Here is a 25,951-nt window from a genome sequence, read left to right on the forward strand (position 1 = left end):
GAGGGGGACGGCGGATGCGGGTGGTCATCGCCGAGGATTCGGTACTGCTGCGGGAGGGGCTGACCCGGCTGCTCACCGACCGCGGTCACGAGGTCGTCGCCGGGGTGGGGGACGGGGAGGCGCTGGTGGCGTCGGTGCGGGAGCTGGCCGCCGCGGACGCACTGCCCGATGTGGTGGTGGCCGATGTGCGGATGCCGCCGACCCACACCGACGAAGGGGTGCGGGCCGCGGTGCGGCTGCGCCGCCGGCATCCGGGCCTGGGGGTGCTGGTGCTCTCGCAGTACGTGGAGGAGCAGTACGCCACCGAGCTGATCGCCGGGTCCAGCCGGGGGGTGGGCTACCTCCTGAAGGACCGGGTGGCGGACGTGAGCGAGTTCGTGGAGGCGGTGGCCCGGGTGGCGCGGGGCGGCACGGCCCTGGACCCGGAGGTGGTCGCCCAGCTGCTGGGCCGCAGCCGGCGGCAGGAGGTGCTGGCCGGCCTGACGCCGCGGGAGCGGGAGGTACTGGGCCTGATGGCCGAGGGCCGGACGAACTCGGCGATCGCCGCGCAGCTCGTGGTCAGCCACGGCGCCGTGGAGAAGCACGTGGGGAACATCTTCATGAAGCTGGGCCTCACCCGGAGTGACGCGGATCACCGCCGGGTTCTCGCGGTCCTGACCTACCTGAATTCCTGAGCGGATGACAGGCTTCGGCCAAGCCGCTCGAACACCGGGATGCGGAAGGTCCGTCCGGGGGATCATCGGGGGTGTGCACGCGCCGGGAAGCGGTCCGGAAAAGGGAATGAGAAGCGTCTCATTTCCGGGTCCATCATGTGATCAGCCTCCGGACGGCCCGCACCACCCACGTACGATGGCCGTTCAGAGCTGCCTCGAGGGAGGACTACAGCAGTGACCAGCCAGGCCGAACCGGCCAGCCAGGACATCAAGGAAGTCAAGCGCCTGGACCGGGTGATCATCCGGTTCGCGGGAGACTCCGGTGACGGCATGCAGCTGACCGGTGACCGTTTCACTTCGGAAACGGCGTCGTTCGGGAACGACCTGTCCACACTGCCGAACTTCCCCGCCGAAATCCGTGCGCCCGCCGGGACCCTGCCGGGGGTCTCGTCCTTCCAGGTGCACTTCGCCGACCACGACATCCTCACCCCCGGGGACGCCCCGAACGTCCTGGTCGCCATGAATCCGGCGGCTCTCAAGGCGAACATGCCGGACGTGCCGCGCGGCGCGGAGATCATCGTCAACACCGACGAGTTCACCAAGCGCGCCATGGCCAAGGTCGGTTACGCCGAGAGCCCGCTGACCGACGGGAGCCTGGACGGCTACCGCGTGCACCAGGTCCCGCTGACCACCCTGACGGTCGAGGCGCTCAAGGGCTACGACCTCAGCCGCAAGGAGGCGGGCCGGTCGAAGAACATGTTCGCCCTCGGCCTGCTCTCCTGGATGTACAACCGGCCCACCGACGGCACCGAGTCCTTCCTGCGCACCAAGTTCGCGAAGAAGCCGGCGATCGCGGAAGCGAACATCGCCGCCTTCCGGGCCGGCTGGAACTTCGGCGAGACCACCGAGGACTTCGCGGTCTCCTACGAGGTGGCCCCGGCGGGGAAGGCGTTCCCGGCCGGCACCTACCGCAACATCTCCGGCAACCTCGCGCTGTCCTACGGACTGATCGCCGCGTCCCAGCAGGCGGACCTCCCGCTGTTCCTCGGCTCCTACCCGATCACCCCGGCCTCGGACATCCTGCACGAGCTGGCCCGCCACAAGAACTTCGGCGTGCGCACCTTCCAGGCCGAGGACGAGATCGCCGGCATCGGTGCCGCCCTGGGCGCGGCCTTCGGCGGTTCGCTGGGCGTCACCACCACCTCCGGGCCGGGCGTCGCGCTCAAGTCCGAGGCCCTGGGGCTGGCGGTCTCCCTGGAGCTGCCGCTGCTGGTGATCGACGTCCAGCGCGGCGGCCCCTCCACCGGCCTGCCCACCAAGACCGAGCAGGCCGACCTGCTCCAGGCGATGTACGGCCGCAACGGCGAGGCACCGGTCCCGATCGTGGCACCGGCCACCCCCGCGGACTGCTTCACCGCCGCGCTGGACGCCACCCGCATCGCCCTGACCTACCGGACCCCGGTGTTCCTGCTCTCCGACGGCTACCTGGCCAACGGGTCCGAGCCCTGGCGGGTCCCCGAGACCGAGACCCTGCCGGACCTGCGGGTGCAGTTCGCCACCGGCCCGAACCACACGCTGGACGACGGCACCGAGGTCTTCTGGCCCTTCAAGCGCGACCCGCGGACGCTGGCCCGCCCGTGGGCCGTGCCGGGCACGCCGGGCCTGGAGCACCGCATCGGCGGCATCGAGAAGCAGGACGGCACCGGCAACATCTCCTACGACCCGGCCAACCACGACCACATGGTCCGCACCCGGCAGGCCAAGGTGGACGGCATCGAGGTGCCCGACGCCGAGGTCGACGACCCGTCCGGTTCCGCCCGGGTCCTGGTGCTCGGCTGGGGCTCGACCTTCGGCCCGATCACCGCCGCGGTCCGCCGCATCCGCCGCGCGGGCGGCAGCGTCGCCCAGACCCACCTGCGGTACCTCAACCCGCTGCCGGCGAACCTCGGCGAGGTCCTGAAGCGCTACGACAAGGTGATCCTGCCCGAGATGAACCTCGGCCAGCTCGCCACCCTGCTGCGCGCCAGGTACCTGGTCGACGTCCAGTCACTGACGCAGGTCACCGGCCTGCCGTTCAAGGCCGAGCAGCTCGCATCCGCTCTCAAGGAGGCAGTCGACGATGCCCACTGAGGCCCTCTCCCTGGTGCCCAAGGCCGAGGCCGCGCAGACCATGAAGGACTTCAAGTCCGACCAGGAGGTCCGCTGGTGCCCCGGCTGCGGTGACTACGCCGTGCTCGCCGCCGTCCAGGGCTTCATGCCGGAACTCGGCCTGGCCAAGGAGAACATCACCTTCATCTCCGGCATCGGCTGCTCCTCCCGCTTCCCGTACTACATGAACACCTACGGGATGCACTCCATCCACGGCCGGGCCCCGGCGATCGCCAGCGGCCTGGCCGCGGCCCGCCGCGACCTGTCGGTCTGGGTCGTCACCGGCGACGGCGACGCCCTGTCCATCGGCGGCAACCACCTGATCCACGCGCTGCGGCGCAACGTCAACCTCAAGATCCTGCTGTTCAACAACCGGATCTACGGGCTGACCAAGGGCCAGTACTCCCCCACCTCGGAGACCGGCAAGATCACCAAGTCGACCCCGATGGGCTCGCTGGAGACCCCCTTCAACCCGGTCTCCCTGGCCATCGGCGCCGAGGCCGGCTTCGTGGCCCGCACCATCGACTCCGACCGCCGGCACCTGACGAGCGTGCTGCGCGCCGCGGCGAACCACCCCGGCTCCGCGCTGGTGGAGATCTACCAGAACTGCAACATCTTCAACGACGGCGCCTTCGAGGCCCTGAAGGACAAGCAGCAGGCCCAGGAGGCGGTGATCCGGCTGGAGCACGGCCAACCGATCCGCTTCGGCGCCCCGGCCGACGACGGCCTGGGCAGCAAGGGCGTGGTCCGTGACCCGGCCACCGGCGAGCTGCGGATCATCGACGTCACCGAGGAGGGCGCCGACGGCGTCCTCGTCCACGACGCGCACGCCACCTCGCCCACCGGCGCCTTCGCCCTGTCCCGGCTGGCCGACCCCGACACCCTGCACCACACGCCGATCGGCGTGCTGCGCAGCGTCCGCCGCCCGGTCTACGAGGACCAGATGGCCGACCAGCTGGAGGAGGCCGTGCAGAAGCACGGCAAGGGCGACCTGGCGGCCCTGCTGGCCGGCAACGACACCTGGACCGTCGTCGGCTGACCCCGCGCGCGTCAACCCCGCGGCCCCCGTACCACTCGTCCGGACGGGGGCCGCGGGCTTTCCGTCGTACGCCGGCGAAGTCGCCGAGGATCTGCGCATGGGAGCAGCGAAGAGTCCCGAGCCCACCGCCGAGTGGCCCCGCCCTCCGGTGGGCGGGTACACCTCCGAGGACCTGGACCGGCTGCCGGATCTGCCTCCCCACACGGAGCTGATCGACGGGAGCCTTGTCGTCGCGAGCCCGCGGACCGCCTTCCACGACCGGGTGATGTTCCTGCTGCAGTCGAACCTGCTGCAGGCCGCACCGCCCCGAGCTGGACGTGTTCCGGGAAATGACGGTCACCCTGGGCCCCCGCAACCGCCCGGAGCCGGATGTCCTGGTGGTCCGGGCCGAAGCCTGCACCGGGCCGCACCAGACCACATTCCTCCCCGAGGACGTGGTGCCGGCCGTCGAGGTCGTCTCCGACGACTCGGTGGAACGGGACCGCGAGACCAAGCCGCGCAAGTATGCCGCCGCGGGCATCCCCTGCTTCTGGCGGGTGGAGAGCGACCGTGGCCGGCCAGTGGTCCATGCCTACGAGCTGGATCCGGCGACGCGTGGATACGGACTGCTGGGTATCCATCACGACCGGCTGAAGCTGTCGGTGCCCTTCGCCGTGGACATCGATCTGACCGGGGTCGGGAGCCGCCCCCTCCGGACCTGACCGGCGCCCGCCCTCGTGTCAGGACCATCACGCCGGAACGGGAATGACAAGGCGCCCGCCGGGCGCTACCTTCGTGGACGGAGAGACGGCACCAGGAGGTAGCGGTGGGCACAGCCACGCTGGACCGGGCAGGCGTGGCCTACGGGCTCGCGGCCTTCGGGATGTGGGGGCTGCTGCCCCTGTACTGGCACCTGCTGGCGTCGACCGGGGCATGGGAAGTGCTGGCCCACCGGATGGTGTGGTCGCTGCCCACGGCCCTGCTGATCCTCGTGCTGGTCCGCCGCTGGTCGTGGATACGGCCGCTGCTGCGGCAGCCCCGGCGGCTCGGCCTGGTGGCGCTGTCGGCCGCGCTCATATCGGTCAACTGGTACCTGTTCATCTGGGCCGTCTCGGTCGGCCGCGTGCTGGAGGCCTCGCTCGGCTACTTCATCAACCCGCTGATCACCATCGCGATCGGCGTGCTGCTGCTGCGCGAGAGACTGCGCACGGCGCAGTGGGCGGCGGTCGGCATCGGCGTGCTGGCCGTGGTCGTGATGGGTGTCGCCTACGGACAGGTCCCGTGGCTGTCGCTCACCCTGAGCGTGACGTTCGCCGCCTACGGGCTGGTGAAGAAGCAGACCGCGCTGGACGGCCTGGAGGGATTCAGCGCCGACTCCGCGCTGCAGTTCCTGCCCGCCCTGGGGTTCCTGGTCTGGCTGTCCGCCCGGGGCGAGTCCAGCTTCGCCGCCGAGGGCGTCGGGCACGCCCTGCTGCTGGCGGGCGCGGGCCTGGCGACGGCCCTGCCGCTGATCTTCTTCGGCGCCGCGGCGGTGCGCATCCCGCTGTCGACCGTCGGCCTGATGCAGTACATCGCGCCGTCCACCATGTTCCTGCTGGGCGTCCTCGCGTTCAACGAGGAGATGCCGCCCGAGCGCTGGATCGGCTTCCTGCTGGTGTGGACCGCGCTGTGCGTGCTCACCTGGGACGCCCTGCGGCAGGCCCGCCGGGGCAGGGTGGCGCTTCGCGCGGCCCGCGCCGCCGCCCGCACCGACCGGGACCCCGCCGCCGCGGCAGCCCTCCCCGCCCGCCGCTGACTACGGACAACCCGGCCCCCAGGCCGTCCGCGAGGTGGACGAGGGCCCGGCCGGACGCTGGGTGATCATGGAAGATCCCGAGGGCAACGAGTTCTGCGCGGCCTGATCCGCGCCCCCTGACCCGCCGGCACCGGCCCACGGCCCGCGGCCGGCCGGCGCGTGCGAGCGCCGGACGGACGGGCGGCCCCCCTCGGGCCGGTGGGCGGATCGGTCAGTTGTGGTCCGGGAGAAGCTCCAGGAAGTCCGGCAGGAAGCCGGCCAGTCCTTCGCCGGAGTCGAGGTCCACCACGGTGGCGCCCTGGGGCGGGGTGAACTCGAAGCTGCCGCCGGACGGCTGCTCGTAGTCGATGCGGGAGAACGCCACGTCCACCAGCGTCCGCTCGTCGCCCTCCAGGGTCACGGCGAGCGGAATGCCGGTCTCGGCGTCCACCGAGATCCGGAACAGGTCGACCATGCCCTCCGGTTCGGCCGGCTCCACCAGCAGCCGGTAGACGCTCTGGCCCGCCACCCTGCCGGTGCCCTCCACCGTGAACTCGGCGTGATCCTCCACGCCCTCCAGGAGCCGCTCGGCGGCCTCCTGCGGGGTGAGTCCGCCGAGCCGGGCCGAGTCGTCGGCACCGGGCAGCTCCGCGCCTTCGGGAGCGGTTCCCCGGAAGACGGTGTTGCTGGCGCCGTCGTAGGCCCAGACGGTCCCCTGGTTGTGGATCAGCGTGAACTCCTCGGCGCCCTCGGAGATGACCAGCCGCTGGCGTTCGGGGCCGTCCACCGCGATCCGCAGCGTGCTGGTGCCGGAGGCCAGATCGGCCAGCGCGCCGGCCGGTCCGTCCAGGCCGTCGGCGAACCGGGAGAACTCGGCGAGCGCCGGGCCCGCGTCCACGCGCACCGTGCCGGACAGCTGCTCGGTGTCCGAGCCGGCCATCATCACGATGACCTCATGAGGCGTCACATCGGGCAGGTCCGGGCCGCGGTCGCTGGCGATCGCCGGGTAGAGCCCGGCGCCGGCGGCGGCCACACCGGCGACCACGGCGGCGGGCACCACGGCCCGGCGGAGCTTCTCGTTCAGTCCCATTCTCATCCCCACTTCGTCGTCACCCCGGCACCGTCCCCCGGTGACCTATTGTCGAGATCCATTCCAGCAGGCCCCGGCGGCGCGGGCATCGGCCGCCGGTTGCGATCGCTCTCCTCCCCCGGGATGAGCCCGGGGCGCGCCGGGCCCCGGCTTCCCCTAGGGGCATCCCCGGGGCCGGGCCGTCGCATCACATGTCACAGGGGCGCACGGCGGCACTGCGCGGGCGCGACGCCGGACGAGCCGGGGCACCGCGGCACGTCAGGGGGACGGTGGGGCGGCGCGCAGGGAAGGGGGAGGGGAGGGGGAGAAGGAAGGCGAGGAGGTGCGTCAGCCGGTGCGGTCGGCCACCGCGTCGCACAGCGCGGACAGGGCGTCCTTGGCCGGGCAGTCCGGCAGCGGGGCCAGCGTGCTCCTGGCCTGGTCGGCGAAGCGCACGGCGTCCCGCCTGGCCTCGTCGAGCGCGGGGTGGACGCGGAGAGCGGCCAGTGCCTCGGCGTGCCGCGCGTCGTCGGTCAGGTCGCTCTCCAGGAGCGCGACCAGCCGACGGTCCTCGGCGGAGCCGTTCTCGGCGGCCTGCCGCCGCAGCCTCAGCACGGGCAGGGTGGCGACCCCCTCCCGCAGATCGGTGCCGGGCGTCTTGCCGGACTCGGTGCTGTCGCTGGCGATGTCCAGGACGTCGTCGGCGAGCTGGAAGGCCACGCCGATCCGCTCGCCGTACTGGGTGAGGGTGTCCACCACCGCTTCGCCCGCGCCGGACATCATCGCCCCGAACCGCCCCGAGACGGCGATCAGCGAGCCGGTCTTGCCCGCGATGACGTCCAGGTAGTGGTCGATGGGGTCCTGGGTCCCCGAGGGACCCGCGGTCTCCTGGATCTGGCCGGTGACCAGGCGCTCGAAGGCCTCGGCCTGGATACGGACGGCCTGCGGGCCGAGTTCGGCCACGATGCTGGAGGCACGCGCGAAGAGGAAGTCGCCGGTGAGCACCGCGACCGAGTTGTCCCAGCGGGCGTTGGCGCTGGCCACGCCGCGCCGCACCGCGGCCTCGTCCATGACGTCGTCGTGGTAGAGGGTGGCGAGATGGGTCAGCTCGACCACGACCGCCGACGGCACCACGCCGGGGGCGTGCGGGTCGCCGAACTGGGCGGCGAGCATGACCAGCAGGGGGCGGAAGCGTTTGCCCCCGGCCCGCACCAGGTGCTGCGCCGCCTCGGTGATGAAGGGCACCTCGCTCTTGGTGGCCTCGGTCAGACCGGCTTCGACAGCCGCCAGCCCCGCTTGGACATCGGCTTCCAGGGCCTGGTCCCGCACGCTCACCCCGAAGGGCCCCACGACGGTCACGAGCGCTACTCCTGTCTCCGGTGCGTTGTCCCCCGCAGCGTAACCGGTCGGCTGTCGATCACCGGCAGCGCGTACCGCCTCGTGACCCGGCGGCCCCGGACGGGTCAGGGCCCGCCACGCGGCGGCACGGGCCACCGGCCGTCGTACGCTGAGCACCGCTGTTCCCCGACCGGCGACCCCGAAGGCGAGGCATCACCATGTCCCCCCTGCCCGATCTGCCCGAGGACGACCTCTTCGGCGCCGACAATCTCCCCTACGGCGTGTTCAGCACCGCGGACGACCCCGGCCACCGCCGGGTGGGTGTGCGCTACGGCGGCTGGGTGCTGGACGCGGGCGCCGCGGCACGGGCCCTGGGGTCCCCGCACGCCACGCTGCTGGCCGCGCCGGACCTGGGGCCGCTGATGGCGGCCGGACACGCGGTGTGGCAGTCGGTCCGCGCCGACCTGCGGCTGTGGTTCACCTCACCCGCCCACCAGGAGACCATCGCCCCGCTGCTGTTCGCACTCGACAGCGAGAAGGACCCGGTCACCCTGCACCTTCCCTTCGAGGTGGCCGACTACGTCGACTTCTACGCCAGCGAGCACCACGCCTCCAACGTGGGACGGATGTTCCGGCCGGACGGCGAGCCGCTGACACCCAACTGGAAGCACCTGCCGATCGGCTACCACGGACGGGCCGGCACCGTGCAGGTCTCCGGCACGCCGGTGATCCGCCCGCAGGGCCAGCGCAAGCCCCCGCACGAGGACGCCCCGCTCTTCAGCCCCTCCCGGCGGCTGGACATCGAGGCCGAGGTCGGCTTCGTGGTGGGCACCCCGACCGCACCCGGCGAACGGGTCGCGCTGGCGGACTACCGCGCGCACGTGTTCGGCGTGTGCCTGGTCAACGACTGGTCGGCCCGGGACATCCAGGCCTGGGAGTACGTGCCGCTGGGCCCGTTCCTGGGCAAGTCCTTCGCCACCTCCGTCTCGGCCTGGGTGACCCCGCTCGCCGCGCTGGAGACGGCCGCGGTGGCGCCCCCGGAGCGCACCCATCCCCTGCTGCCCTACCTGGACGACAAGGGCACCGCGGACGGGCTCGACCTGCGGCTGGAGGTGCGGCTGAACGGTCACGTCATCGCCGAGCCGCCGTTCTCCGCGATGTACTGGACCGCGGCCCAGCAGCTCGCGCACATGACGGTCAACGGCGCCACGCTGCGTACCGGCGACCTGTTCGCCTCCGGCACCGTCAGCGGCCCGGAGCCCGGCCAGCGCGGCTGCCTGCTGGAACTGACCTGGGGCGGCCGTGACCCGCTGCGGCTGCCGGACGGGGAGCGGACGTTCCTGGAGGACGGTGACGAGGTCGTCATCACCGCCTGGGCGCCGGGCCCGGAGGGCAGGCGCGTCGGGCTGGGCGAGGTCACCGGAACGGTGACGCCGGCGCGCTGAGACCGCGACGCTAGAGTGTCGTGAACACTACAGCTTCGGCCCGGGGCGGGACGCCGCCGAGGACCCGCCCCGGCCACCGCCCGCCCGTGGCCCGGCCGGTCCCCGGACCGCACCGCGGCCGCGTTTCGACAGGAGGACCCATGCGTAAGGCAGTACGGCTCGCGGCGCCGGCCGTCGTGGCGGCAGCGGCCCTGATACTGAGCGGCTGCGGCAGCGACAACGGTGACAACGGCGACGGCGTGGAGGGCCAGGAGACGCGGCAGCCCGCCGACGACACCACCGAGGAAACCGACGGCGGGGACGACGCCACCGACGGGCCGGCGGAGGGCCTCGACGGCCTGTGGCTCAGTCAGGGCGACGACGACGAGAACGTCCTGATCATCACGGGAGGCTCGGCCACGTTCTTCCTCCCGGACGGCGCCGACATGTGCTCCGGCGAGGTCGCCGACGAGGGCGAGACGGCACGGCTCACCCTGGAGTGCGCCATGGGCAGCACGGAGTGGACGTACGCGGTGGCCACCGCCGACGGCGACAGCATGGAGGTGGCCTGGGACAACGGCGCCACCCAGGACTACGCGCGGATCCCGGACCTGGAGGGTCTGGAGGACCTGGACTTCGGGGACATCGGCGACCTGGGCGGCATCGGCGGCTCGGCGGAGACCGACTCCTGAGACTGCCGCCGCACACCGGCTCCCTTCCCCGCGGCGCCCGCGGGGAAGGGAGCCGGCGCGTGTCCTGATCCCGTAACACCCGCCCCCCGGCGGCTCTCCCGCCGATAGCGTCACCCTGTCCGCGCCGTCCGAGGCGCGGAAGGAACCGACGGGAGAGAATCCGAATGCGCACCAGAGCACGGCTGGCCGTGTCCGCCGCGGCGATATCCGCGGCACTGCTGCTGAGCGCCTGCGGCAGCGACGACGGGGGGAAGGAGTCGGCCGGCGCGGGCGGGGACAACGGCTCCCGGGACACCGCGGAGCCCGCGGACGACGAGGACGGCTCGCGGGACGACGAGCGGGACGCCGGCTTCGGCGACGACACGGAACTCGGCGAGTTCCACGGCTTCTGGAAGAACGACGCCGGCGACACCGAGGGCATCCTGGTCATCACGGGCGAGCACGTGCAGTTCTTCGCCGGGGAGGAGGGCGGCGAGAACGGCATCTCCTGCATGGGCGGGCTCGGGAACGGCGGGGTCCTCGACCTGTTCTGCGGCAGCGAGGGCATCGAGACCATGACGCAGGAGAAGGGCCGGGTCACGCTGAACAGCGAGAGCAACCTCACGTTCACCTGGGCGTCCGGGGAGAGCGGTACCTACTCCAAGGAGCTCAATCCGCTCGGGGACTGACTCTCCCGGTCCCCTCACATGCCGGTGGCCCGACCCCCGCCGGGGACCGGGCCACCGACATGTCACATGGACGCCTACCGCACGAACACCCCGGCCTGGCTCGCCAGGTCCAGGAAGTACTGCGGGGCGACGCCGAGCACGACCGTGACCACTGCGGCGACACCCACCACGGAGCTGGTCAGCGGGCTCGGGATGACCACGGAGGGCCCGCCCGGCTGCGGGTCGCTGAAGAACATCAGCACGATGACCCGCACGTAGAAGAACGCCGCGATGGCCGAGGCGATCACACCGACGACGACCAGGCCCATCGCGCCGGCCTCCGCGGCCGCCTTGAACACCGCGAACTTGCCCACGAACCCGGAGGTGAGCGGGATCCCCGCGAAGGCCAGCAGGAACAGCGCGAAGACGCCGGCCAGCAGCGGCGAACGACGGCCCAGACCGGCCCACTTGGACAGGTGGGTGGCCTCTCCGCCCGCGTCGCGGACCAGTGTCACCACGGCGAACGCGCCCAGCGACACGAACGAGTAGGCCGCCAGGTAGAAGAGCACCGAGGAGACGCCCTCCGCGCTGAGCGCCACCACACCGGCCAGGATGAAACCGGCGTGCGCGATCGAGGAGTACGCCAGCAGCCGCTTCACATCCGTCTGGGTGATGGCGACCACCGCACCGGCCACCATGGAGGCGATGGCCACACCCCAGAGCACCGGCTCCCAGTCCCAGCGCAGGCCCGGCAGCACCACGTAGAGCAGCCGCAGCAGGGCGCCGAAGGCGGCGACCTTGGTAGCGGCGGCCATGAAGCCGGTCACCGGGGTCGGGGCGCCCTGGTAGACGTCAGGGGTCCACATGTGGAACGGCACGGCGCCGACCTTGAACAGCAGGCCCATGATCACCAGAGCGCCGCCGATCAGCAGCAGCATGTCATTGCCCATGGTGGAGGCAAGCCCGGCGTCCACCTCGGCCGGGGAACCGCTGACGACGTCGGCGATGCCGGCGTAGTTCACTGTGCCCGCGTAGCCGTACAGCAGCGCGATGCCGAAGAGCAGGAAGGCGGAGGCGAAGGCACCCAGCAGGAAGTACTTGACGGCCGCCTCCTGCGAGAGCAGACGCCTGCGGCGGGCCAGCGCACACAGCAGGTACAGCGGCAGCGAGAAGACCTCGAGAGCGATGAACAGGATGAGCAGGTCGTTGGCCGCCGGGAACAGCAGCATGCCACCCACCGCGAACAGCAGCAGCGGGAAGATCTCGGTGGTGGTGTGACCGGCCTTGACCGCCGCGGCCTCCGCCTTGCCTCCCGGCACGGAGGCGGCCTGCGCGGTGAAGGAGTCCACCCGTGCGCCGTGTTCGGCCGGTTCCAGTTTGCGCTCGGCGAACAGGAACACCGACACGAGGCCGACCAGCACGATCACGCCCTGCAGGAAGAGCGCCGGGCCGTCCACGGCCAGCGCGCCCATGCCCGCGATCTGCGACTCGGTGCCGGCGTGCCCGCCGGCCGCGAGGGCGACCACCGCGGCGAACGCCCCGGCCAGCGCCAGCATCGACAGCACCGCCTGCGAGGAGTACCGGCCGCGGCGCGGCACGAACGCCTCGACGAGCACCCCGACGACGGCGGCACCGAGCACGATCAGGCTCGGGGAGAGCGCCGCCCACTCGATCTGCGGGGCCTCAAGCGGCCCCTGCGCTGTTGTCCACAGCGCGTGGAAACCAGATACGGAACTCACTTTGCGGCCTCCACTTCGGGTGCGGGGTCACTCTCGCCCACGTCGGAGAGCGTGTGCTGGACGGCCGGGTCGATGATCTCGAGCACCGGCTTGGGGAAGACGCCCAGGAAGAGCAGCACGGCGATCAGCGGTCCCACCACGGCCAGTTCGCGCGGCCTCAGGTCGGGCAGCTTCTCGTTGCCCTCGCGCACCGGACCGGTCATGGTCCGCTGGTAGAGCACCAGGACGTACAGGGCGGCCAGCACGATGCCCGCGCAGGCGATGATGCCGACCACCGGGTACCGGCTGAAGGTGCCCACCAGTACCAGGAACTCGCTGACGAACGGCGCCAGTCCGGGCAGCGACAAGGTGGCCAGGCCGCCGATGAGGAAGGTTCCGGCCAGCACCGGGGCGGGCCTTTGCACCCCGCCGTAGTCGGAGATGAGGCGCGAGCCGCGACGGGCGATCAGGAAGCCGGCCACCAGCATCAGGACGGCGGTGGCGAAGCCGTGGCTGACCATGTAGAGCGTGGCGCCGCCCTGGCCCTGGCTGGTCATCGCGAAGATGCCCATCACGATGAAGCCGAAGTGGCTGATCGAGGCGTAGGCGATGAGCCGCTTGATGTCCCGCTGCCCCAGCGCGAGCAGCGCGCCGTAGATGATGCTGACCAGGGCCAGGGCGAGGACCACCGGGGTGGCCCAGACGCTGGCCTCGGGGAACAGCCCCAGGCAGAAGCGGAGCATCGCGAAGGTGCCGACCTTGTCCACGACGGCGGTGATCAGGACCGCCACCGGGGCGGTGGACTCCCCCATCGCGTTGGGCAGCCAGGTGTGCAGCGGCCACAGCGGTGCCTTGATCGCGAAGGCGAGGAAGAAGCCGAGGAACAGCAGGCGTTCGGTGTTCTGGGCGAAGGTCAGTTCGCCCGCGGCCCGGGCCTCGGTGATGGCCTGCAGCGAGAAGGTCCCGGCGCCCAGCTGGTCGGCGGTCGCGGCGTACAGGCCGATGACCGCTGCCAGCATGACCAGGCCGCCGGCCAGGTTGTACAGCAGGAATTTCACCGCGGCATACGCCCGCTGGCGGGCCTGGTTCTCCGCGCCGGACACCGCTCCCGCCCGGTCCCCGAAGCCGCCGATGAGGAAGTACATCGGGATGAGCATGGCTTCGAAGAAGATGTAGAACAGGAAGATGTCGGTGGCGACGAAGGACATGATGACCATCGCCTCGACCATGAGGATCAGGGCGAAGAAGCCCTGGGTCGGCCGCCAGCGGCGGCCGGAGGGCTTCTCGCCCTTCACCGGGTCGGCGTCGTTCCAGCCGGCCCCGATGAGGAAGGGGATGATCAGCGCCGTCAGGGCGACCATCGCCACCCCGATGCCGTCCACGCCCAGTTCGTAGCGGACCCCGAAGTCCGCGATCCAGGCCCGGGACTCGGTGAGCTGGTACCGGTCACCGCCCGGCTCGAAGCGGGCCAGTACCACCGCGGCGAACGCCACGGTCACCAGTGAGAAGCCCAGCGCCACCCACTTGGCGATGTGCCGCCGGGCGGTGGGCACCGCCGCCGTGGCGACCGCCCCGAGGGCGGGCGCCAGGGCCGTGGCCGTCAGCAGAGGAAATGACATAACTCAGACCGCCCTCATCAGCAGGGTCACGGCGATCAGGACCGCCGCACCGCCGAACATCGAGACCGCGTAACTGCGGGCGAAACCGTTCTGGACCCGCCGCAGCCGGCCGGACAGTCCGCCGAAGGTCGCGGCGATGCCGTTGACGACGCCGTCCACCAGCTTGTGGTCGACGTAAACCAGGCCGCGGGTGAGGTAGTTGCCGGGCCGGACGAACGCCGCGTGGTTGAAGTCGTCCTGGAGCAGGTCGCGCCGGGCCGCGCGGGTGACCCAGCGGCCGTGCGGGGCGACCTGCGGAACGGGCCGGCGCCCGTACTGCCACCAGGCGATGCCCACACCGATCAGCATCACCGCGGTCGCGGCCACCGAGACCATGCCGTGCGACACCGGCGAGTCGCCCGAGGCGGTGCCGGTGACCGGGGACAGCCAGTTGACGAACGAGTGGTTCAGGTTGAACAGGAAGCCGGCGAAGACCGAGCCGAAGGCGAGCACGATCATCGGGATCGTCATCGACTTCGGGGACTCGTGCGGGTGCGGCTCGTGCCCCTGCTCGTCCGGCTGCCAGCGCTTCTCACCGAAGAAGGTGAGCAGCATGATGCGGGTCATGTAGTACGCGGTGAGCGCCGCGCCCAGCAGGGTGACGCCGCCCAGCAGCCAGCCCTGGGCACCGCCCTGGCCGAACGCCGCGTAGATGATCTCGTCCTTGGAGAAGAACCCGGACAGGTACGGGAAGCCGATGATGGCCAGGTACCCGAGGCCGAAGGTGACGAAGGTGACCGGCATGTACGTCCGCAGCCCGCCGTAGCGCCGCATGTCGACCTCGTCGTTCATGCCGTGCATGACCGAGCCGGCGCCGAGGAACAGCCCCGCCTTGAAGAAGCCGTGCGTCACCAGGTGCATGATCGCGAAGACGTAGCCGACCGGGCCGAGTCCGGCGGCCAGCATCATGTAGCCGATCTGCGACATCGTCGAACCGGCCAGGGCCTTCTTGATGTCGTCCTTGGCACAACCGACGATCGCACCGAACAGCAGCGTCACCGCGCCGACCGCGACGACCGCGGTCTGCGCGTCCGGTGCCGCGTTGAAGATCGCGCCGGAGCGGACGATCAGGTACACACCGGCGGTCACCATGGTGGCCGCGTGGATCAGCGCGGAGACCGGGGTCGGGCCCTCCATCGCGTCGCCCAGCCAGGACTGCAGCGGCACCTGGGCGGACTTGCCGCAGGCGGCCAGCAGCAGCATCAGGCCGATCGCCGTCAGCGTGCCCTCACCGGTCTCGGTGGCGTTCTCCAGCACCGGCCCGAAGGCGAAGGTGCCGAAGGTGGTGAACATCAGCAGGATGGCGATCGACAGTCCGACGTCGCCGACCCGGTTGACGATGAACGCCTTCTTGGCCGCGGTGGCCGCGCTCGGCTTGTGCTGCCAGAAGCCGATCAGCAGGAACGAGGCGAGACCCACGCCCTCCCAGCCGACGTACAGCAGCAGGTAGTTGTCGGCCAGCACCAGCAGCAGCATCGCCGCCAGGAACAGGTTGAGGTAGCCGAAGAAGCGCCGCCGCCGCTCGTCGTGCGACATGTAGCCGATCGAGTACAGGTGGATCAGGGTGCCCACACCGGTGATCAGCAGGACGAACGTCATCGACAGCTGGTCGAGCTGGAAGGCGAGGTCCGCCTGGAACCCGCCCACCGGCACCCAGCTGAACAGGTGCTGGCTCAGCGTGCGGTCGTCGCCCGCCCGCCCCAGCATCCCGAAGAAGAGCACCACCGCGATGACGAACGACGCGGCGGCGAGCGCGGTCCCGAGCCAGTGGCCCGTGCGGTCCAGGCGCCGCCCGCCCAGGAGCAGTACTGCCGCGCCGAGCAGCGGTGCCCCGACGAGCAGTCCGATCAATGACTCCACTGGTTCACTTCCCTCATTACTTCCTCGGGCTTCCTCGGGCCTTTACAGCTTCATCAGACTGGCGTCGTCGACCGAGGCCGAATGGCGGGAGCGGTAGAGCATCACGATGATCGCCAGGCCCACCACGACCTCCGCGGCCGCGACCACCATGACGAAGAACGCCATGATCTGGCCGTCGAGATTGCCGTGCATCCGGGAGAAGGCGACCAGCGCGAGGTTGGAGGCGTTCAGCATCAGCTCGACGCACATGAACACCACGATCGCGTTTCGCCTCAGCAGCACCCCGCACGCACCGATGGTGAACAGCAGGGCGGCCAGGTGAAGATAGTTCTCGGGACTCACTGACGGGCCTCCTCGGCTCCGGCCGCGGTTCCGTCACCGCTGCCGCTGTCACCGCCACTGTCACTGCCGCGGTCGTCGCCGCCCCGGCCCTGGTGCTCGGCGGTGCGGTGCTCCAGGGCTGCCAGGTCGGCCAGCGCCTGCCGGTGCACCTCGCGGACCTGGCCGCGCTCGCGCAGGGTGGCGCTGACGGTCAGGTCGGAGGGGGTGCCGTCGGGCAGCAGGCCGGGGATGTCCACCGCGTTGTGCCGGGCGTACACGCCGGGGGCGGGCAGCGGCGGGAGCTGGGTGCCGGCGCGCACGCGCGCCTCGGCCTGCTCGCGCTGGCTCGCGGTGCGCTCGATGCGCTCGCGGTGGGTCAGCAGTGTGGCCCCGACCGCGGCGACGGTCAGCAGCACGCCGGTGACCTCGAAGGCCACCACGTACCGGGTGAACAGCAGCGAGGCCAGCCCCTGGACGTTGCCGCCGGCGTTCGCCTCGGCCAGGCCGGTGAACGTGCCGACCGAGGCCCGGCCGATGCCGGCGATCAGGAGGATGCCCAGGCCCAGACCGCACGCCAGGGCCAGCCAGCGCTGCCCCTTGAGCGTCTCGGTCAGGGAGTCCGCCGAGCTGACGCCGACCAGCATCAGCACGAACAGGAAGAGCATCATGACCGCGCCGGTGTAGACGACGATCTGGACGACGCCCAGGAAGTAGGCGCCGTTGGCGAGATAGAACAGCGCCAGGATGACCATGGTGCCCGCCAGGCACAGCGCCGAGTGCACGGCCCGCTTCAGCAGCACCGTGCCCAGGCCGCCGGCCACGGCCAGCGGGGCCATGATCCAGAACTGGGCGGCCTCGCCCGTGGACGTCGAGGTCTCCACGGCGAGGGTGGCCAGCGCGCTCATCGGCGCACCTCCGAGCTGTCGTCGGCGGCCTCCTGGGCCCGCTCGCCGGCGTCGCGCCCGGCAGGAACGTCGCCCCGGGAACGGGCCTCCTGCTGGACGGTGCCGGGAGCGGCCTCGGTGACCAGTCCGCTGTAGTAGTCCTTCTCCGTCATGCCGGGGTGGATGGCGTGCGGGGAGTCGACCATGCCCTCCTCCAGGCCGGCGAGCAGCTCCTCCTTGGTGTAGATGAGCGACTCGCGGGTCCGGTCGGCCAGTTCGTAGTCGTTGGTCATGGTCAGCGCGCGGGTCGGGCACGCCTCCACGCACAGGCCGCACAGGATGCAGCGCAGGTAGTTGATCTGGTAGACGCGGCCGTACCGCTCACCGGGCGAGTAGCGCTCCTCGTCGGTGTTGTCCGCGCCCTCCACGTAGATGGCGTCCGCCGGGCAGGCCCACGCGCACAGTTCGCAGCCGACGCACTTCTCCAGCCCGTCGGGGTGCCGGTTGAGCTGGTGACGGCCGTGGAACCGGGGAGCGGTCGGCTTCTTCTCCTCGGGGTACTGCTCGGTCAGCCGCTTCTTGAACATGGCCTTGAAGGTCACGCCGAAGCCGGCGAGAGGATTCTCGAACTTAGGCATCCTCGGGCTCCTTCTCCTGACGGGAAGGCCGGCGGGGCACCGGCGGCAGGGTCTGTCCGGGCAGCGGCGGCACGGGGTAGCCGCCGGCCATCGGGTCGAACTCCGGTTCCGGCTTCGCCGCCTCGGCCTCCTCCTTCGCCCGGTCCGACCGCTCCTTGAAGAAGTCGTAGACCAGCGACACCAGCAGCAGGCCGACGACCGCGCCGCCCACCCACCAGACGATGTCCGCGAAGGTGTAGCCCTCGATCTGCAGCGCCCGGACGGTGGCGACCAGCATCAGCCACACCAGCGCCAGCGGAATGAGAACCTTCCAGCCCAGCTTCATGAACTGGTCGTAGCGCACCCGCGGCAGGCTGGCCCGCAGCCACACGAAGAAGAACATGACGGCCAGCAGCTTCACGGTGAACCACAGCATCGGCCACCAGCCGGAGTTGGCGCCCTCCCACCAGGTGCTCAGCGGGGCCGGGGCGCGCCATCCGCCCAGGAACAGCGTGACCATCAGCGCCGAGACGGTGACCATGTGGATGTACTCGGCGAGCATGAACATCGCGAACTTGATCGACGAGTACTCGGTGTTGAAACCACCGACCAGGTCACCCTCGGACTCCGGCATGTCGAACGGGGCGCGGTGCGCCTCGCCGACCATGGCGACCATGTAGATGAGGAACGACACCGGCAGCATCACCACGAACCAGCGGTCCTCCTGCGCCCCGACGATGGCCGAGGTGGACATCGATCCGGAGAAGAGGAAGACGGCCGCGAAGGACAGACCCATCGCGACTTCGTAGGAGATGATCTGCGCGGTGGCGCGCACCCCGCCCAGCAGCGGGTAGGTGGAGCCGGAGGACCAGCCCGCCAGCACCGTGCCGTAGGCGGCGATGGAGGCGGTGGCCAGCACGTACAGCAGGGCGACCGGCAGGTCCGTCAGCTGCAGCACCGTCTGGGTGCCGAAGATGGTGACGGGGTCGTCGGCGGGCCCGAAGGGGATGACCGCGATGGCCATGAACGCCGGGATGGCGCCCAGCACCGGGGCCAGGATGTAGACCGCCTTGTCGGCGCCCTTGACGACCACGTCTTCCTTGAGCATCAGCTTGATGCCGTCGGCCAGGGACTGGAGCATGCCCCAGGGCCCGTGCCGGTTGGGGCCGATGCGCAGCTGCATCCAGGCGATCACCTTGCGCTCCATCACGATGGAGATCAGCACGGTGAGCATCAGGAACGCGAAGCAGAACACCGCCTTGAGCAGGATCAGCCAGAGCGGGTCGGTGCCGAACATCGACAGGTCTTCCTGCGCGAGGTCGGCGGCGAGCGGCTGCATCAGGCGTTCACCTCCTCAGCGGTCTCGGTGGCACCGGCGGCGATCCGCACCAGCCGGCCGGGGACGGTGCCCAGGTCGTCGAGCACCCCGGCGCCGGTGGAGTTCAGCGGCAGCCAGACCACGCCGTCGGGCATCTCGGTGATGCTCAGCGGCAGCGTCGTGCTGCCCGCCGGCCCCTCGACGGTGACCGGCCGGCCGTCCTCCAGGCCGTTGTCCGCGGCGGTGGCCGCCGACACCCGGGCGACGGCGGCGTGCCGGGTGCCGGCCAGCGCCTCGTCGCCCTCCTGGAGCAGGCCCTGGTCCAGGAGCATCCGGTGCCCGGCCAGCACGGCCTCGCCGGCCGCGGGCCGGGGCAGGTCCGGCGCGGTGCCGGTGGGGCCCAGCGGCAGGTCGCCCCGCCACTCCGGCAGGCCGTCCAGCTCCCGCCGGATGGTGCGCAGGTCGGGCAGGCCCAGGTGGATGTCCATGTGGTCGGCCAGCATGTGCAGCGCCCGGGCGTCGGTCTGGACGTGCCGGCGGGTCATCTGGTCGGGCTTGATCGCGGCCTCGAACGAGCGGGCGCGCCCTTCCCAGTTGAGGAAGGTGCCGGCCTTCTCGGCGACGGCGGCGACCGGGAGCACCACATGGGCCCGGTCGGTGACCTCCGAGGGCCGCTGCTCCAGGCTCACCAGGAAGCCGTTCTCCGCGACCGCGTCCAGCGCCTGCCGGGCCCGGTGCGGGTCGGGCAGGTCACGGACCTCGACGCCGCCGACGACCATGGCCCGCACCTCGCCGGCCGCGGCGGCCTCGATGATCTGCCCGGTGTCGCGGCCCGGCTCGCCGGGCAGTTCCCGCAGGCCCCAGGCGGTGGCCATCTCCTGACGGGCCCGCAGGCTGGTGGTGGGGCGTCCGCCGGGCAGCAACCCCGGCAGCGCGCCCGCCTCGATCGCGCCGCGCTCGCCGGCCCGGCGGGGGATCCACACCAGGCGGGCGCCGGTCGCGGTGGCGGCGGCCACCGCCGCGGTGAGCGCGCCGGGCACGGCGGCCAGCCGCTCGCCGACGACCAGGACGGCGCCCTCGGTGCGCAGTGCCTCGGCGGCCTGCCGTCCGGCGTCGTCCAGCCCGTCGCCGTTGTCGGCCAGCGCGTCCAGCCACTGCGGCTCGGTGCCGGGAGCGGCCGCCAGGAGCGTGCCGCCGGTCTTGGCCAGACCGCGGGTGGTGTGGGTGGCCAGGGAGAAGACCCGCTGGCCGTGCTTGCGGTGGGCCTTGCGCAGCCGCAGGAAGACGCTGGGCGCCTCCTCCTCGGACTCCAGGCCCGCCAGCAGCACGGCGGGGGCGGCCTCCAGGTCCCGGTAGGTCACCCCGGCACCGTCCAGGTCCTTGCCGTGTCCGGCCACCTTGGCGGCCAGGAAGGCGGCTTCCTCCGCGCTGTGCACGCGGGCCCGGAAGTCGATGTCGTTGGTGCGCAGCGCGGCCCGGGCGAACTTGGCGTAGGCGTAGGAGTCCTCGACGGTCAGCCGTCCGCCGGTGAGCACCGCCGCGCCGCCGGTGCGACGGGCCGCGGCGAGCCCTTCGGCCGCCGCCAGCAGCGCCTCGGGCCAGCTCGCCGGCTCCAGCTCACCGGTCTCCCGGTTGCGGACCAGCGGGGTGGTCAGCCGCTCGGGGCGCTGGGCGTAGCGGAAGCCGAAACGGCCCTTGTCGCAGATCCACTCCTCGTTGACCTGCGGGTCCTCCATGGCCAGCCGCCGCATGGTCTTTCCGCGGCGGTGGTCGGTGCGGATCGAGCAGCCGCTGGAGCAGTGCTCGCAGACACCGGGCGAGGACACCAGGTCGAAGGGGCGGGAGCGGAACCGGTAGGCGGCCGAGGTGAGGGCGCCGACCGGGCAGATCTGGATGGTGTTGCCGGAGAAGTACGACTCGAACGGGTCGCCCTCGCCGGTGCCGACCTGCTGGAGCGCGCCGCGTTCCAGCAGCTCGATCATCGGGTCGCCGGCGATCTGGTTGGAGAAGCGGGTGCAGCGGGCGCACAGCACGCAGCGCTCGCGGTCCAGCAGCACCTGGGTGGAGATCGGCACCGGCTTGTCGAAGGTGCGCTTGCGTCCCTCGAAGCGGGTGTCCGGGTCGCCGGTGGACATGGCCTGGTTCTGCAGCGGGCACTCGCCGCCCTTGTCGCAGACCGGGCAGTCCAGCGGGTGGTTGATGAGCAGCAGCTCCATCACCCCGCGCTGGGCCTTCTCGGCCACCGGCGAGGTGAGCTGGGTGCGCACGACCATGCCGTCGGTGCAGGTGATGGTGCACGAGGCCATCGGCTTGCGCTGGCCCTCCACCTCCACGATGCACTGGCGGCAGGCGCCCACGGGGTCGAGCAGCGGGTGGTCGCAGAACCGGGGGATCTCGATGCCGACTTCCTCGGCGGCGCGGATGACCAGCGTGCCCTTGGGCACGGAGACCTCGATGCCGTCGATGGTCAGCGTGACCAGGTCCTCCGGCGGCCGGGCCGCCTCGCCCCCACCGGAGGATCGTGCGTCGGTGGTGACGGTCATGCGTTCACCTCCAGGTGAGCGGAGCTGTCCTGTCCGGCCCAGACCGTCGACCTGGAGTGGTCGAAGGGGCAGCCGCGGCCGGTGATGTGCTGCTCGTACTCCTCGCGGAAGTACGTGAGCGAGGAGAAGATCGGCGCGGCGGCGCCGTCGCCGAGCGCGCAGAACGACTTGCCGTTGATGTTGTCGGCGATGTCGTGGATCTTGTCGAGGTCGGCGAGTTCCGCCTTGCCCGCCTCGATGTCGCGCATGAGCTGGACCAGCCAGTAGGTGCCCTCGCGGCAGGGGGTGCACTTGCCGCAGGACTCGTGGGCGTAGAACTCGGTCCAGCGGGTGACGGCGCGCACCACACAGGTGGTCTCGTCGAAGCACTGGAGCGCCTTGGTGCCGAGCATGGAGCCGGCCGCGCCGACCGCTTCGTAGTCCAGCGGCACGTCCAGGTGCTCGTCGGTCAGCAGCGGGGTGGAGGAGCCGCCCGGGGTCCAGAACTTCAGCCGGTGGCCGGGCCGCATGCCGCCGCTCATGTCGAGCAGTTCGCGCAGCGTGATGCCGAGCGGGCCCTCGTACTGGCCGGGCCGGGCGACGTGCCCGGACAGCGAGTAGAGCGTGAAGCCCGGGGACTTCTCGTTGCCCAGGGAGCGGAACCACTCCTTGCCGCGGTCCATGATCGCGGGAACCGAGGCGATGGACTCGACGTTGTTCACCACGGTGGGGCAGGCGTAGAGGCCGGCGACCGCGGGGAACGGGGGGCGCAGCCGGGGCTGGCCGCGGCGGCCCTCCAGGGAGTCCAGCAGGGCGGTCTCCTCGCCGCAGATGTAGGCGCCGGCGCCGGCGTGCACGGTGATCTGGAGGTCACGGCCGGGGCCGAGGGCGTCCTTGCCGAAGTAGCCGGCCTCGGTGGCCTCCCGCACCGCGTGGTGCAGCCGGCGCAGCACGGGGACGACCTCGCCGCGCAGGTAGATGAAGGCGTGCTCGGAGCGGATCGCGTGGCAGGCGATCGCGATGCCCTCCAGCAGCGAGTGCGGGTTGGAGAAGAGGAGCGGGATGTCCTTGCAGGTGCCCGGCTCGGACTCGTCGGCGTTGACGACGAGGTAGTGCGGCTTGTCGTCGCCCTGCGGGATGAACTGCCACTTCATGCCGGTGGGGAAACCCGCGCCGCCGCGGCCGCGCAGGCCGGCGTCCTTGACGTAGGCGATGACGTCGTCCGGTGCCATGTCCAGGGCCTTGCGCAGGCCCTGGTAGCCGCCGTGCCGGCGGTAGGTGTCCAGGGTCCAGGACTCGGGCTCGTCCCAGAAGGCGGACAGGACGGGGGACAGCAGCTTCTGCGGTCCGGCTCCCTGGAGGTCCTTGCCGGTCATCGCTCACCCTCCTCGGATTCCCGGGACACCGGTCCTGCCGGGTGCTCGGGGTCGGACGCGGCGCTCTTCTGCGGGGCGTCGTGGGAGCTGGGGTGCGTGGGGGGCGCCTGCTCGTCCTCCGGCGCCTGGGCGGCGTCCAGCGGGGGCTCGGTGCGCGGCGGAACCGTCCCGCCCTCGGTCACGCCCTTGGCCAGCCGAAGGCCGGCCAGCGAGGCGTCACCGGCCGAGCCGCTCGCCTCGATCGCGCCGGGCCGCTCGTCGGGGAAGCCGGCCAGGATGCGGGCCGTCTTCTTGAAGTCGCACAGCGGGGCGCCGCGGGTGGGGGCCACCTCGCGGCCGGCCCGCAGGTCGTCGACCAGCTTCTTGGCCGACTCGATGGTCTGGTTGTCGAAGAACTCCCAGTTGACCATCACCACGGGTGCGAAGTCGCAGGCCGCGTTGCACTCGATGTGCTCCAGCGTGACCTTGCCGTCCTCGGTGGTCTCGCTGTTGCCGACTCCCAGGTGCTTCTGCAGGGCGTCGAAGATCTCGTCACCGCCGAGCACCGCGCACAGGGTGTTGGTGCACACCCCGACCTGGTAGTCGCCCGAGGGCTTGCGGCGGTACATCGAGTAGAAGGTGGCGACCGCGGTGACCTCGGCGGTGGTCAGCTCCAGCATGTCGGCGCAGAACTGCAGGCCGGTGCGGGTGACGTACCCCTCCTCGGACTGCACCAGGTGCAGCAGCGGCAGCAGCGCGGAGCGGCTGTCGGGGTAGCGGGAGATCACCTCCCGGGCGTCCGCCTCCAGCCGGGTGCGCACCTCGGCCGGGTACTCGGGGCCGGGGAGCTGGGGCATCCCCAGTTGGATGTCCGTCATCGGTCGACGCCTCCCATCACGGGGTCGATGGACGCCACCGCGACGATCACGTCGGCGACCTGGCCGCCTTCGCACATCGCCGCCATGGCCTGCAGGTTGGTGAAGGAGGGGTCGCGGAAGTGGACCCGGTAGGGGCGGGTGCCGCCGTCGCTGACCATGTGGACGCCCAGTTCGCCCTTGGGGGACTCGACGGCCGTGTAGACCTGGCCGGGCGGGACCCGGAAGCCCTCGGTCACCAGCTTGAAGTGGTGGATCAGGGCTTCCATGGAGGTGCCCATGATCTTCTTGATGTGGTCCAGCGAGTTGCCCAGGCCGTCGGGGCCCAGGGCCAGCTGGGCGGGCCAGGCGATCTTCTTGTCGCCGACCATGACCGGCCCCGGCTCCAGCCGGTCCAGGCACTGCTCCATGATGCGCAGCGACTGACGCATCTCCTCCAGGCGCAGCAGGAAGCGGCCGTAGGAGTCGCAGGTGTCGGTGGTGGGGACCTCGAAGTCGTAGGTCTCGTAGCCGCAGTACGGGTCGGTCTTGCGCAGGTCGTGCGGCAGGCCGGCCGAGCGCAGGATCGGCCCGGTGGCACCGAGCGCGAGGCAGCCGGCCAGGTCGAGGTGACCGATGTCCTTCAGCCGGGCCTTGAAGACCGGGTTGCCGGTGCAGAGCTTGTCGTACTCGACGAGGTTCTTGCGCATCTTCTTGATGAAGTCGCGCATCTGGTCGACGGCGCCGGGCGGCAGGTCCTGGGCCAGACCGCCGGGCCGGACGAAGGCGTGGTTCATCCGCAGGCCGGTGATCAGCTCGAAGATGTCCAGGCAGTGCTCGCGGTCCCGGAAGCCGTAGATCATCACGGTGGTGGCGCCCAGCTCCATGCCGCCGGTGGCGATGGCCACGAAGTGCGAGGAGAGCCGGTTCAGTTCCATCAGCAGGACACGGATGATGCTGGCCCGGTCCGGCACATCGTCCTCGATGCCGAGCAGCTTCTCGACGCCCAGGCAGTACGCCGTCTCGTTGTAGAACGGCGTGAGGTAGTCCATCCGGGTGACGAAGGTGGTGCCCTGCGTCCAGGTCCGGTATTCGAGGTTCTTCTCGATGCCGGTGTGCAGGTAGCCGATGCCGCAACGGGCCTCGGTGACCGTCTCGCCGTCGATCTCCAGGATGAGACGCAGCACGCCGTGCGTGGAGGGGTGCTGCGGACCCATGTTGACGATGATCTTCTCGTCGTCGGCCCGCTTGGCGGCCTCGGCGACCTCGTCCCAGTCGCCGCCGGTGACGGTGTAGACCGTCCCCTCGGTGGTCTCGCGGGCGCCGGCGGTGGCGGTGGGGTGTGACGTGGACATCAGCTGTACGACCTCCGCTGGTCGGGAGCCGGGATCTGGGCGCCCTTGTACTCGACGGGGATACCGCCGAGCGGGTAGTCCTTGCGCTGCGGGAAGCCCTGCCAGTCGTCGGGCATCATGATCCTCGTGAGCGCCGGGTGGCCGTCGAAGATCATGCCGAAGAAGTCGTAGACCTCGCGCTCGTGCCAGTCGTTGGTCGGGTAGACCTCGACGACGGACGGCAGGTGCGGGTCGCTGTCGGGGACGCCGACCTCCAGGCGGAGGATCCGCCCGTGGGTCAGGGACCGCAGGTGGTAAACGGCGTGCAGCTCGCGCCCGGCGTCCTCGGGGTTGTGCACGCCGCTCACGCCGGTGCACAGCTCGAAGCGGAGCGCGGGGTCGTCGCGCAGGGTGCGCGCGACCGGCAGGAGGTGCTCGCGGGCGATGTGGAAGGTCAGCTCGCCGCGGTCCACCACCGTCCGCTCGATCGCGGCCGCCGGGTCGATGCCCTGTTCCTCCAGGGCCCCTTCGAGCTCGTCGGCGACCTCGTCGAAGTACCCGCCGTAGGGCCGGGAGGTGGCGCCCGGCATCCGCAGCGTGCGGCGCAGACCGCCGTAGCCGGAGGTGTCCCCGCCGGTGTCGGCACCGAACATGCCGCGCCGCTCGGCGATCACCTCGCCGGGCTGCTGCCCGCCGCGCGCGACGTCGCTGGTGTCCTCGTGCACCTGCTCGCGCTTCACGTCGTCC

21 protein-coding genes and 1 pseudogene are annotated in these 25,951 nt (G+C 71.3%); 8 read left to right on the top strand and 14 right to left on the bottom strand.

Going from position 1 to position 25,951, the window contains the following annotated elements; genetic code table 11:
* The first annotated feature begins 14 nt into the window (after nt 1-14).
* The 5 genes and pseudogenes from ABD299_RS13380 to rarD all read left to right on the top strand — a co-directional run bounded on the left by ABD299_RS13380 (nt 15) and on the right by rarD (nt 5,614).
* Nucleotides 15-674: a response regulator transcription factor gene (locus tag ABD299_RS13380; RefSeq protein WP_344261868.1), complete on the top strand. Its 660-nt coding sequence runs from the start codon at nt 15-17 to the stop codon at nt 672-674.
* 189 nt (nt 675-863) lie between these two features.
* Complete coding sequence (locus ABD299_RS13385; protein ID WP_425581328.1) at nt 864-2,783, top strand: 2-oxoacid:acceptor oxidoreductase subunit alpha; 1,920 nt, start codon at nt 864-866, stop codon at nt 2,781-2,783.
* Nucleotides 2,773-3,840 (top strand): 2-oxoacid:ferredoxin oxidoreductase subunit beta, encoded by a 1,068-nt coding sequence (locus ABD299_RS13390; protein ID WP_344261872.1) that lies wholly within the window; start codon nt 2,773-2,775, stop codon nt 3,838-3,840. The genes ABD299_RS13385 and ABD299_RS13390 overlap by 11 nt, the downstream gene beginning before the upstream one ends.
* Before the next feature lie 97 nt (nt 3,841-3,937).
* A pseudogene (locus ABD299_RS13395) lies at nt 3,938-4,541 on the top strand (Uma2 family endonuclease).
* A gap of 161 nt (nt 4,542-4,702) precedes the next feature.
* Nucleotides 4,703-5,614, top strand: coding sequence for an EamA family transporter RarD (gene rarD, locus ABD299_RS13400; protein WP_425581329.1), 912 nt, complete (start codon nt 4,703-4,705; stop codon nt 5,612-5,614).
* A gap of 211 nt (nt 5,615-5,825) precedes the next feature.
* Here rarD and ABD299_RS13410 read toward each other — a convergent pair whose 3' ends face one another.
* Together ABD299_RS13410 and ABD299_RS13415 are read right to left on the bottom strand one after the other, a co-directional pair.
* Nucleotides 5,826-6,689, bottom strand: coding sequence for a LolA family protein (locus ABD299_RS13410; protein ID WP_344261876.1), 864 nt, complete (start codon nt 6,687-6,689; stop codon nt 5,826-5,828).
* A 321-nt stretch (nt 6,690-7,010) separates the two neighbouring features.
* Entirely contained in the window at nt 7,011-8,021 is a 1,011-nt protein-coding gene (locus ABD299_RS13415) for a polyprenyl synthetase family protein (RefSeq protein ID WP_344261878.1), read from the bottom strand.
* Nucleotides 8,022-8,218: 197 nt separating this feature from the next.
* On the opposite strand from ABD299_RS13415, the gene fahA reads away from it, so the two are divergent.
* The 3 genes from fahA (at nt 8,219) to ABD299_RS13430 (ending at nt 10,784) form a co-directional block, all read left to right on the top strand.
* Nucleotides 8,219-9,445, top strand: a complete 1,227-nt coding sequence (gene fahA / locus ABD299_RS13420; RefSeq protein ID WP_344261880.1) for a fumarylacetoacetase — start codon at nt 8,219-8,221, stop codon at nt 9,443-9,445.
* A gap of 140 nt (nt 9,446-9,585) precedes the next feature.
* A complete protein-coding gene (locus ABD299_RS13425; RefSeq protein WP_344261882.1) occupies nt 9,586-10,116 on the top strand; it encodes a hypothetical protein in 531 nt (176 codons plus the stop codon).
* Between the two features lie 164 nt (nt 10,117-10,280).
* Nucleotides 10,281-10,784, top strand: coding sequence for a hypothetical protein (locus ABD299_RS13430; RefSeq protein WP_344261883.1), 504 nt, complete (start codon nt 10,281-10,283; stop codon nt 10,782-10,784).
* A 74-nt stretch (nt 10,785-10,858) separates the two neighbouring features.
* Here the strand turns inward: ABD299_RS13430 and nuoN are convergent, their stop codons facing one another.
* From nuoN to ABD299_RS13490, 12 genes are read right to left on the bottom strand one after another with little or no spacing between them, the layout of a single operon-like run.
* The gene (nuoN, locus tag ABD299_RS13435) at nt 10,859-12,502 is read right to left on the bottom strand and encodes an NADH-quinone oxidoreductase subunit NuoN (RefSeq protein ID WP_344261885.1); all 1,644 of its coding nucleotides are present in this window, start codon (nt 12,500-12,502) and stop codon (nt 10,859-10,861) included.
* Nucleotides 12,499-14,100 (bottom strand): NADH-quinone oxidoreductase subunit M, encoded by a 1,602-nt coding sequence (locus ABD299_RS13440; protein WP_344261887.1) that lies wholly within the window; start codon nt 14,098-14,100, stop codon nt 12,499-12,501. The genes nuoN and ABD299_RS13440 overlap by 4 nt, the downstream gene beginning before the upstream one ends.
* Nucleotides 14,101-14,103: 3 nt before the next feature.
* Complete coding sequence (gene nuoL / locus ABD299_RS13445) at nt 14,104-15,999, bottom strand: NADH-quinone oxidoreductase subunit L (protein ID WP_344261889.1); 1,896 nt, start codon at nt 15,997-15,999, stop codon at nt 14,104-14,106.
* Nucleotides 16,000-16,041: 42 nt separating this feature from the next.
* Entirely contained in the window at nt 16,042-16,341 is a 300-nt protein-coding gene (gene nuoK, locus ABD299_RS13450; RefSeq protein WP_344261891.1) for an NADH-quinone oxidoreductase subunit NuoK, read from the bottom strand.
* Nucleotides 16,338-17,225, bottom strand: coding sequence for an NADH-quinone oxidoreductase subunit J (locus ABD299_RS13455; protein ID WP_344261893.1), 888 nt, complete (start codon nt 17,223-17,225; stop codon nt 16,338-16,340). The genes nuoK and ABD299_RS13455 overlap by 4 nt, the downstream gene beginning before the upstream one ends.
* Nucleotides 17,222-17,842 (bottom strand): NADH-quinone oxidoreductase subunit NuoI, encoded by a 621-nt coding sequence (nuoI, locus tag ABD299_RS13460; RefSeq protein ID WP_344261895.1) that lies wholly within the window; start codon nt 17,840-17,842, stop codon nt 17,222-17,224. The genes ABD299_RS13455 and nuoI overlap by 4 nt, the downstream gene beginning before the upstream one ends.
* Nucleotides 17,835-19,160, bottom strand: a complete 1,326-nt coding sequence (nuoH, locus tag ABD299_RS13465; protein WP_344261897.1) for an NADH-quinone oxidoreductase subunit NuoH — start codon at nt 19,158-19,160, stop codon at nt 17,835-17,837. The genes nuoI and nuoH overlap by 8 nt, the downstream gene beginning before the upstream one ends.
* Nucleotides 19,160-21,682 (bottom strand): NADH-quinone oxidoreductase subunit G, encoded by a 2,523-nt coding sequence (locus ABD299_RS13470; RefSeq protein WP_344261899.1) that lies wholly within the window; start codon nt 21,680-21,682, stop codon nt 19,160-19,162. The genes nuoH and ABD299_RS13470 overlap by 1 nt, the downstream gene beginning before the upstream one ends.
* On the bottom strand, nt 21,679-23,037 hold the full coding sequence (gene nuoF, locus ABD299_RS13475) for an NADH-quinone oxidoreductase subunit NuoF (protein WP_344261901.1): 1,359 nt from the start codon (nt 23,035-23,037) through the stop codon (nt 21,679-21,681). Before nuoF ends, ABD299_RS13470 begins: the two co-directional genes overlap by 4 nt.
* Nucleotides 23,034-23,894 carry an NADH-quinone oxidoreductase subunit NuoE gene (nuoE, locus tag ABD299_RS13480; protein ID WP_344261903.1) on the bottom strand — a complete coding sequence of 287 codons (861 nt, stop codon included), beginning with the start codon at nt 23,892-23,894 and terminating at the stop codon, nt 23,034-23,036. Before nuoE ends, nuoF begins: the two co-directional genes overlap by 4 nt.
* A complete protein-coding gene (locus tag ABD299_RS13485; RefSeq protein WP_344261905.1) occupies nt 23,891-25,225 on the bottom strand; it encodes an NADH-quinone oxidoreductase subunit D in 1,335 nt (444 codons plus the stop codon). Before ABD299_RS13485 ends, nuoE begins: the two co-directional genes overlap by 4 nt.
* A complete protein-coding gene (locus ABD299_RS13490; protein WP_425581330.1) occupies nt 25,225-25,944 on the bottom strand; it encodes an NADH-quinone oxidoreductase subunit C in 720 nt (239 codons plus the stop codon). The genes ABD299_RS13485 and ABD299_RS13490 overlap by 1 nt, the downstream gene beginning before the upstream one ends.
* Nucleotides 25,945-25,951 lie beyond the last annotated feature (7 nt).

The sequence above is a fragment of the Streptomyces sodiiphilus genome (assembly GCF_039529215.1).
In the GTDB taxonomy this organism is placed as follows: Bacteria; Actinomycetota; Actinomycetes; order Streptomycetales; family Streptomycetaceae; genus Streptomyces; species Streptomyces sodiiphilus.

What these genes read in the sequence shown, in the direction of transcription:
- ABD299_RS13380 (WP_344261868.1), top strand. Translation starts at nt 15, where the DNA reads ATGCGGGTGGTCATCGCCGAGGATTCGGTACTGCTGCGGGAGGGGCTG.
- ABD299_RS13390 (WP_344261872.1), top strand. Translation starts at nt 2,773, where the DNA reads ATGCCCACTGAGGCCCTCTCCCTGGTGCCCAAGGCCGAGGCCGCGCAG.
- rarD (WP_425581329.1), top strand. Translation starts at nt 4,703, where the DNA reads ATGTGGGGGCTGCTGCCCCTGTACTGGCACCTGCTGGCGTCGACCGGG.
- ABD299_RS13410 (WP_344261876.1), bottom strand. Translation starts at nt 6,689, where the DNA reads ATGAGAATGGGACTGAACGAGAAGCTCCGCCGGGCCGTGGTGCCCGCC.
- fahA (WP_344261880.1), top strand. Translation starts at nt 8,219, where the DNA reads ATGTCCCCCCTGCCCGATCTGCCCGAGGACGACCTCTTCGGCGCCGAC.
- ABD299_RS13425 (WP_344261882.1), top strand. Translation starts at nt 9,586, where the DNA reads ATGCGTAAGGCAGTACGGCTCGCGGCGCCGGCCGTCGTGGCGGCAGCG.
- ABD299_RS13430 (WP_344261883.1), top strand. Translation starts at nt 10,281, where the DNA reads ATGCGCACCAGAGCACGGCTGGCCGTGTCCGCCGCGGCGATATCCGCG.
- ABD299_RS13440 (WP_344261887.1), bottom strand. Translation starts at nt 14,100, where the DNA reads ATGTCATTTCCTCTGCTGACGGCCACGGCCCTGGCGCCCGCCCTCGGG.
- ABD299_RS13455 (WP_344261893.1), bottom strand. Translation starts at nt 17,225, where the DNA reads ATGAGCGCGCTGGCCACCCTCGCCGTGGAGACCTCGACGTCCACGGGC.
- nuoI (WP_344261895.1), bottom strand. Translation starts at nt 17,842, where the DNA reads ATGCCTAAGTTCGAGAATCCTCTCGCCGGCTTCGGCGTGACCTTCAAG.
- nuoH (WP_344261897.1), bottom strand. Translation starts at nt 19,160, where the DNA reads ATGCAGCCGCTCGCCGCCGACCTCGCGCAGGAAGACCTGTCGATGTTC.
- ABD299_RS13470 (WP_344261899.1), bottom strand. Translation starts at nt 21,682, where the DNA reads ATGACCGTCACCACCGACGCACGATCCTCCGGTGGGGGCGAGGCGGCC.
- nuoF (WP_344261901.1), bottom strand. Translation starts at nt 23,037, where the DNA reads ATGACCGGCAAGGACCTCCAGGGAGCCGGACCGCAGAAGCTGCTGTCC.
- nuoE (WP_344261903.1), bottom strand. Translation starts at nt 23,894, where the DNA reads ATGACGGACATCCAACTGGGGATGCCCCAGCTCCCCGGCCCCGAGTAC.
- ABD299_RS13485 (WP_344261905.1), bottom strand. Translation starts at nt 25,225, where the DNA reads ATGTCCACGTCACACCCCACCGCCACCGCCGGCGCCCGCGAGACCACC.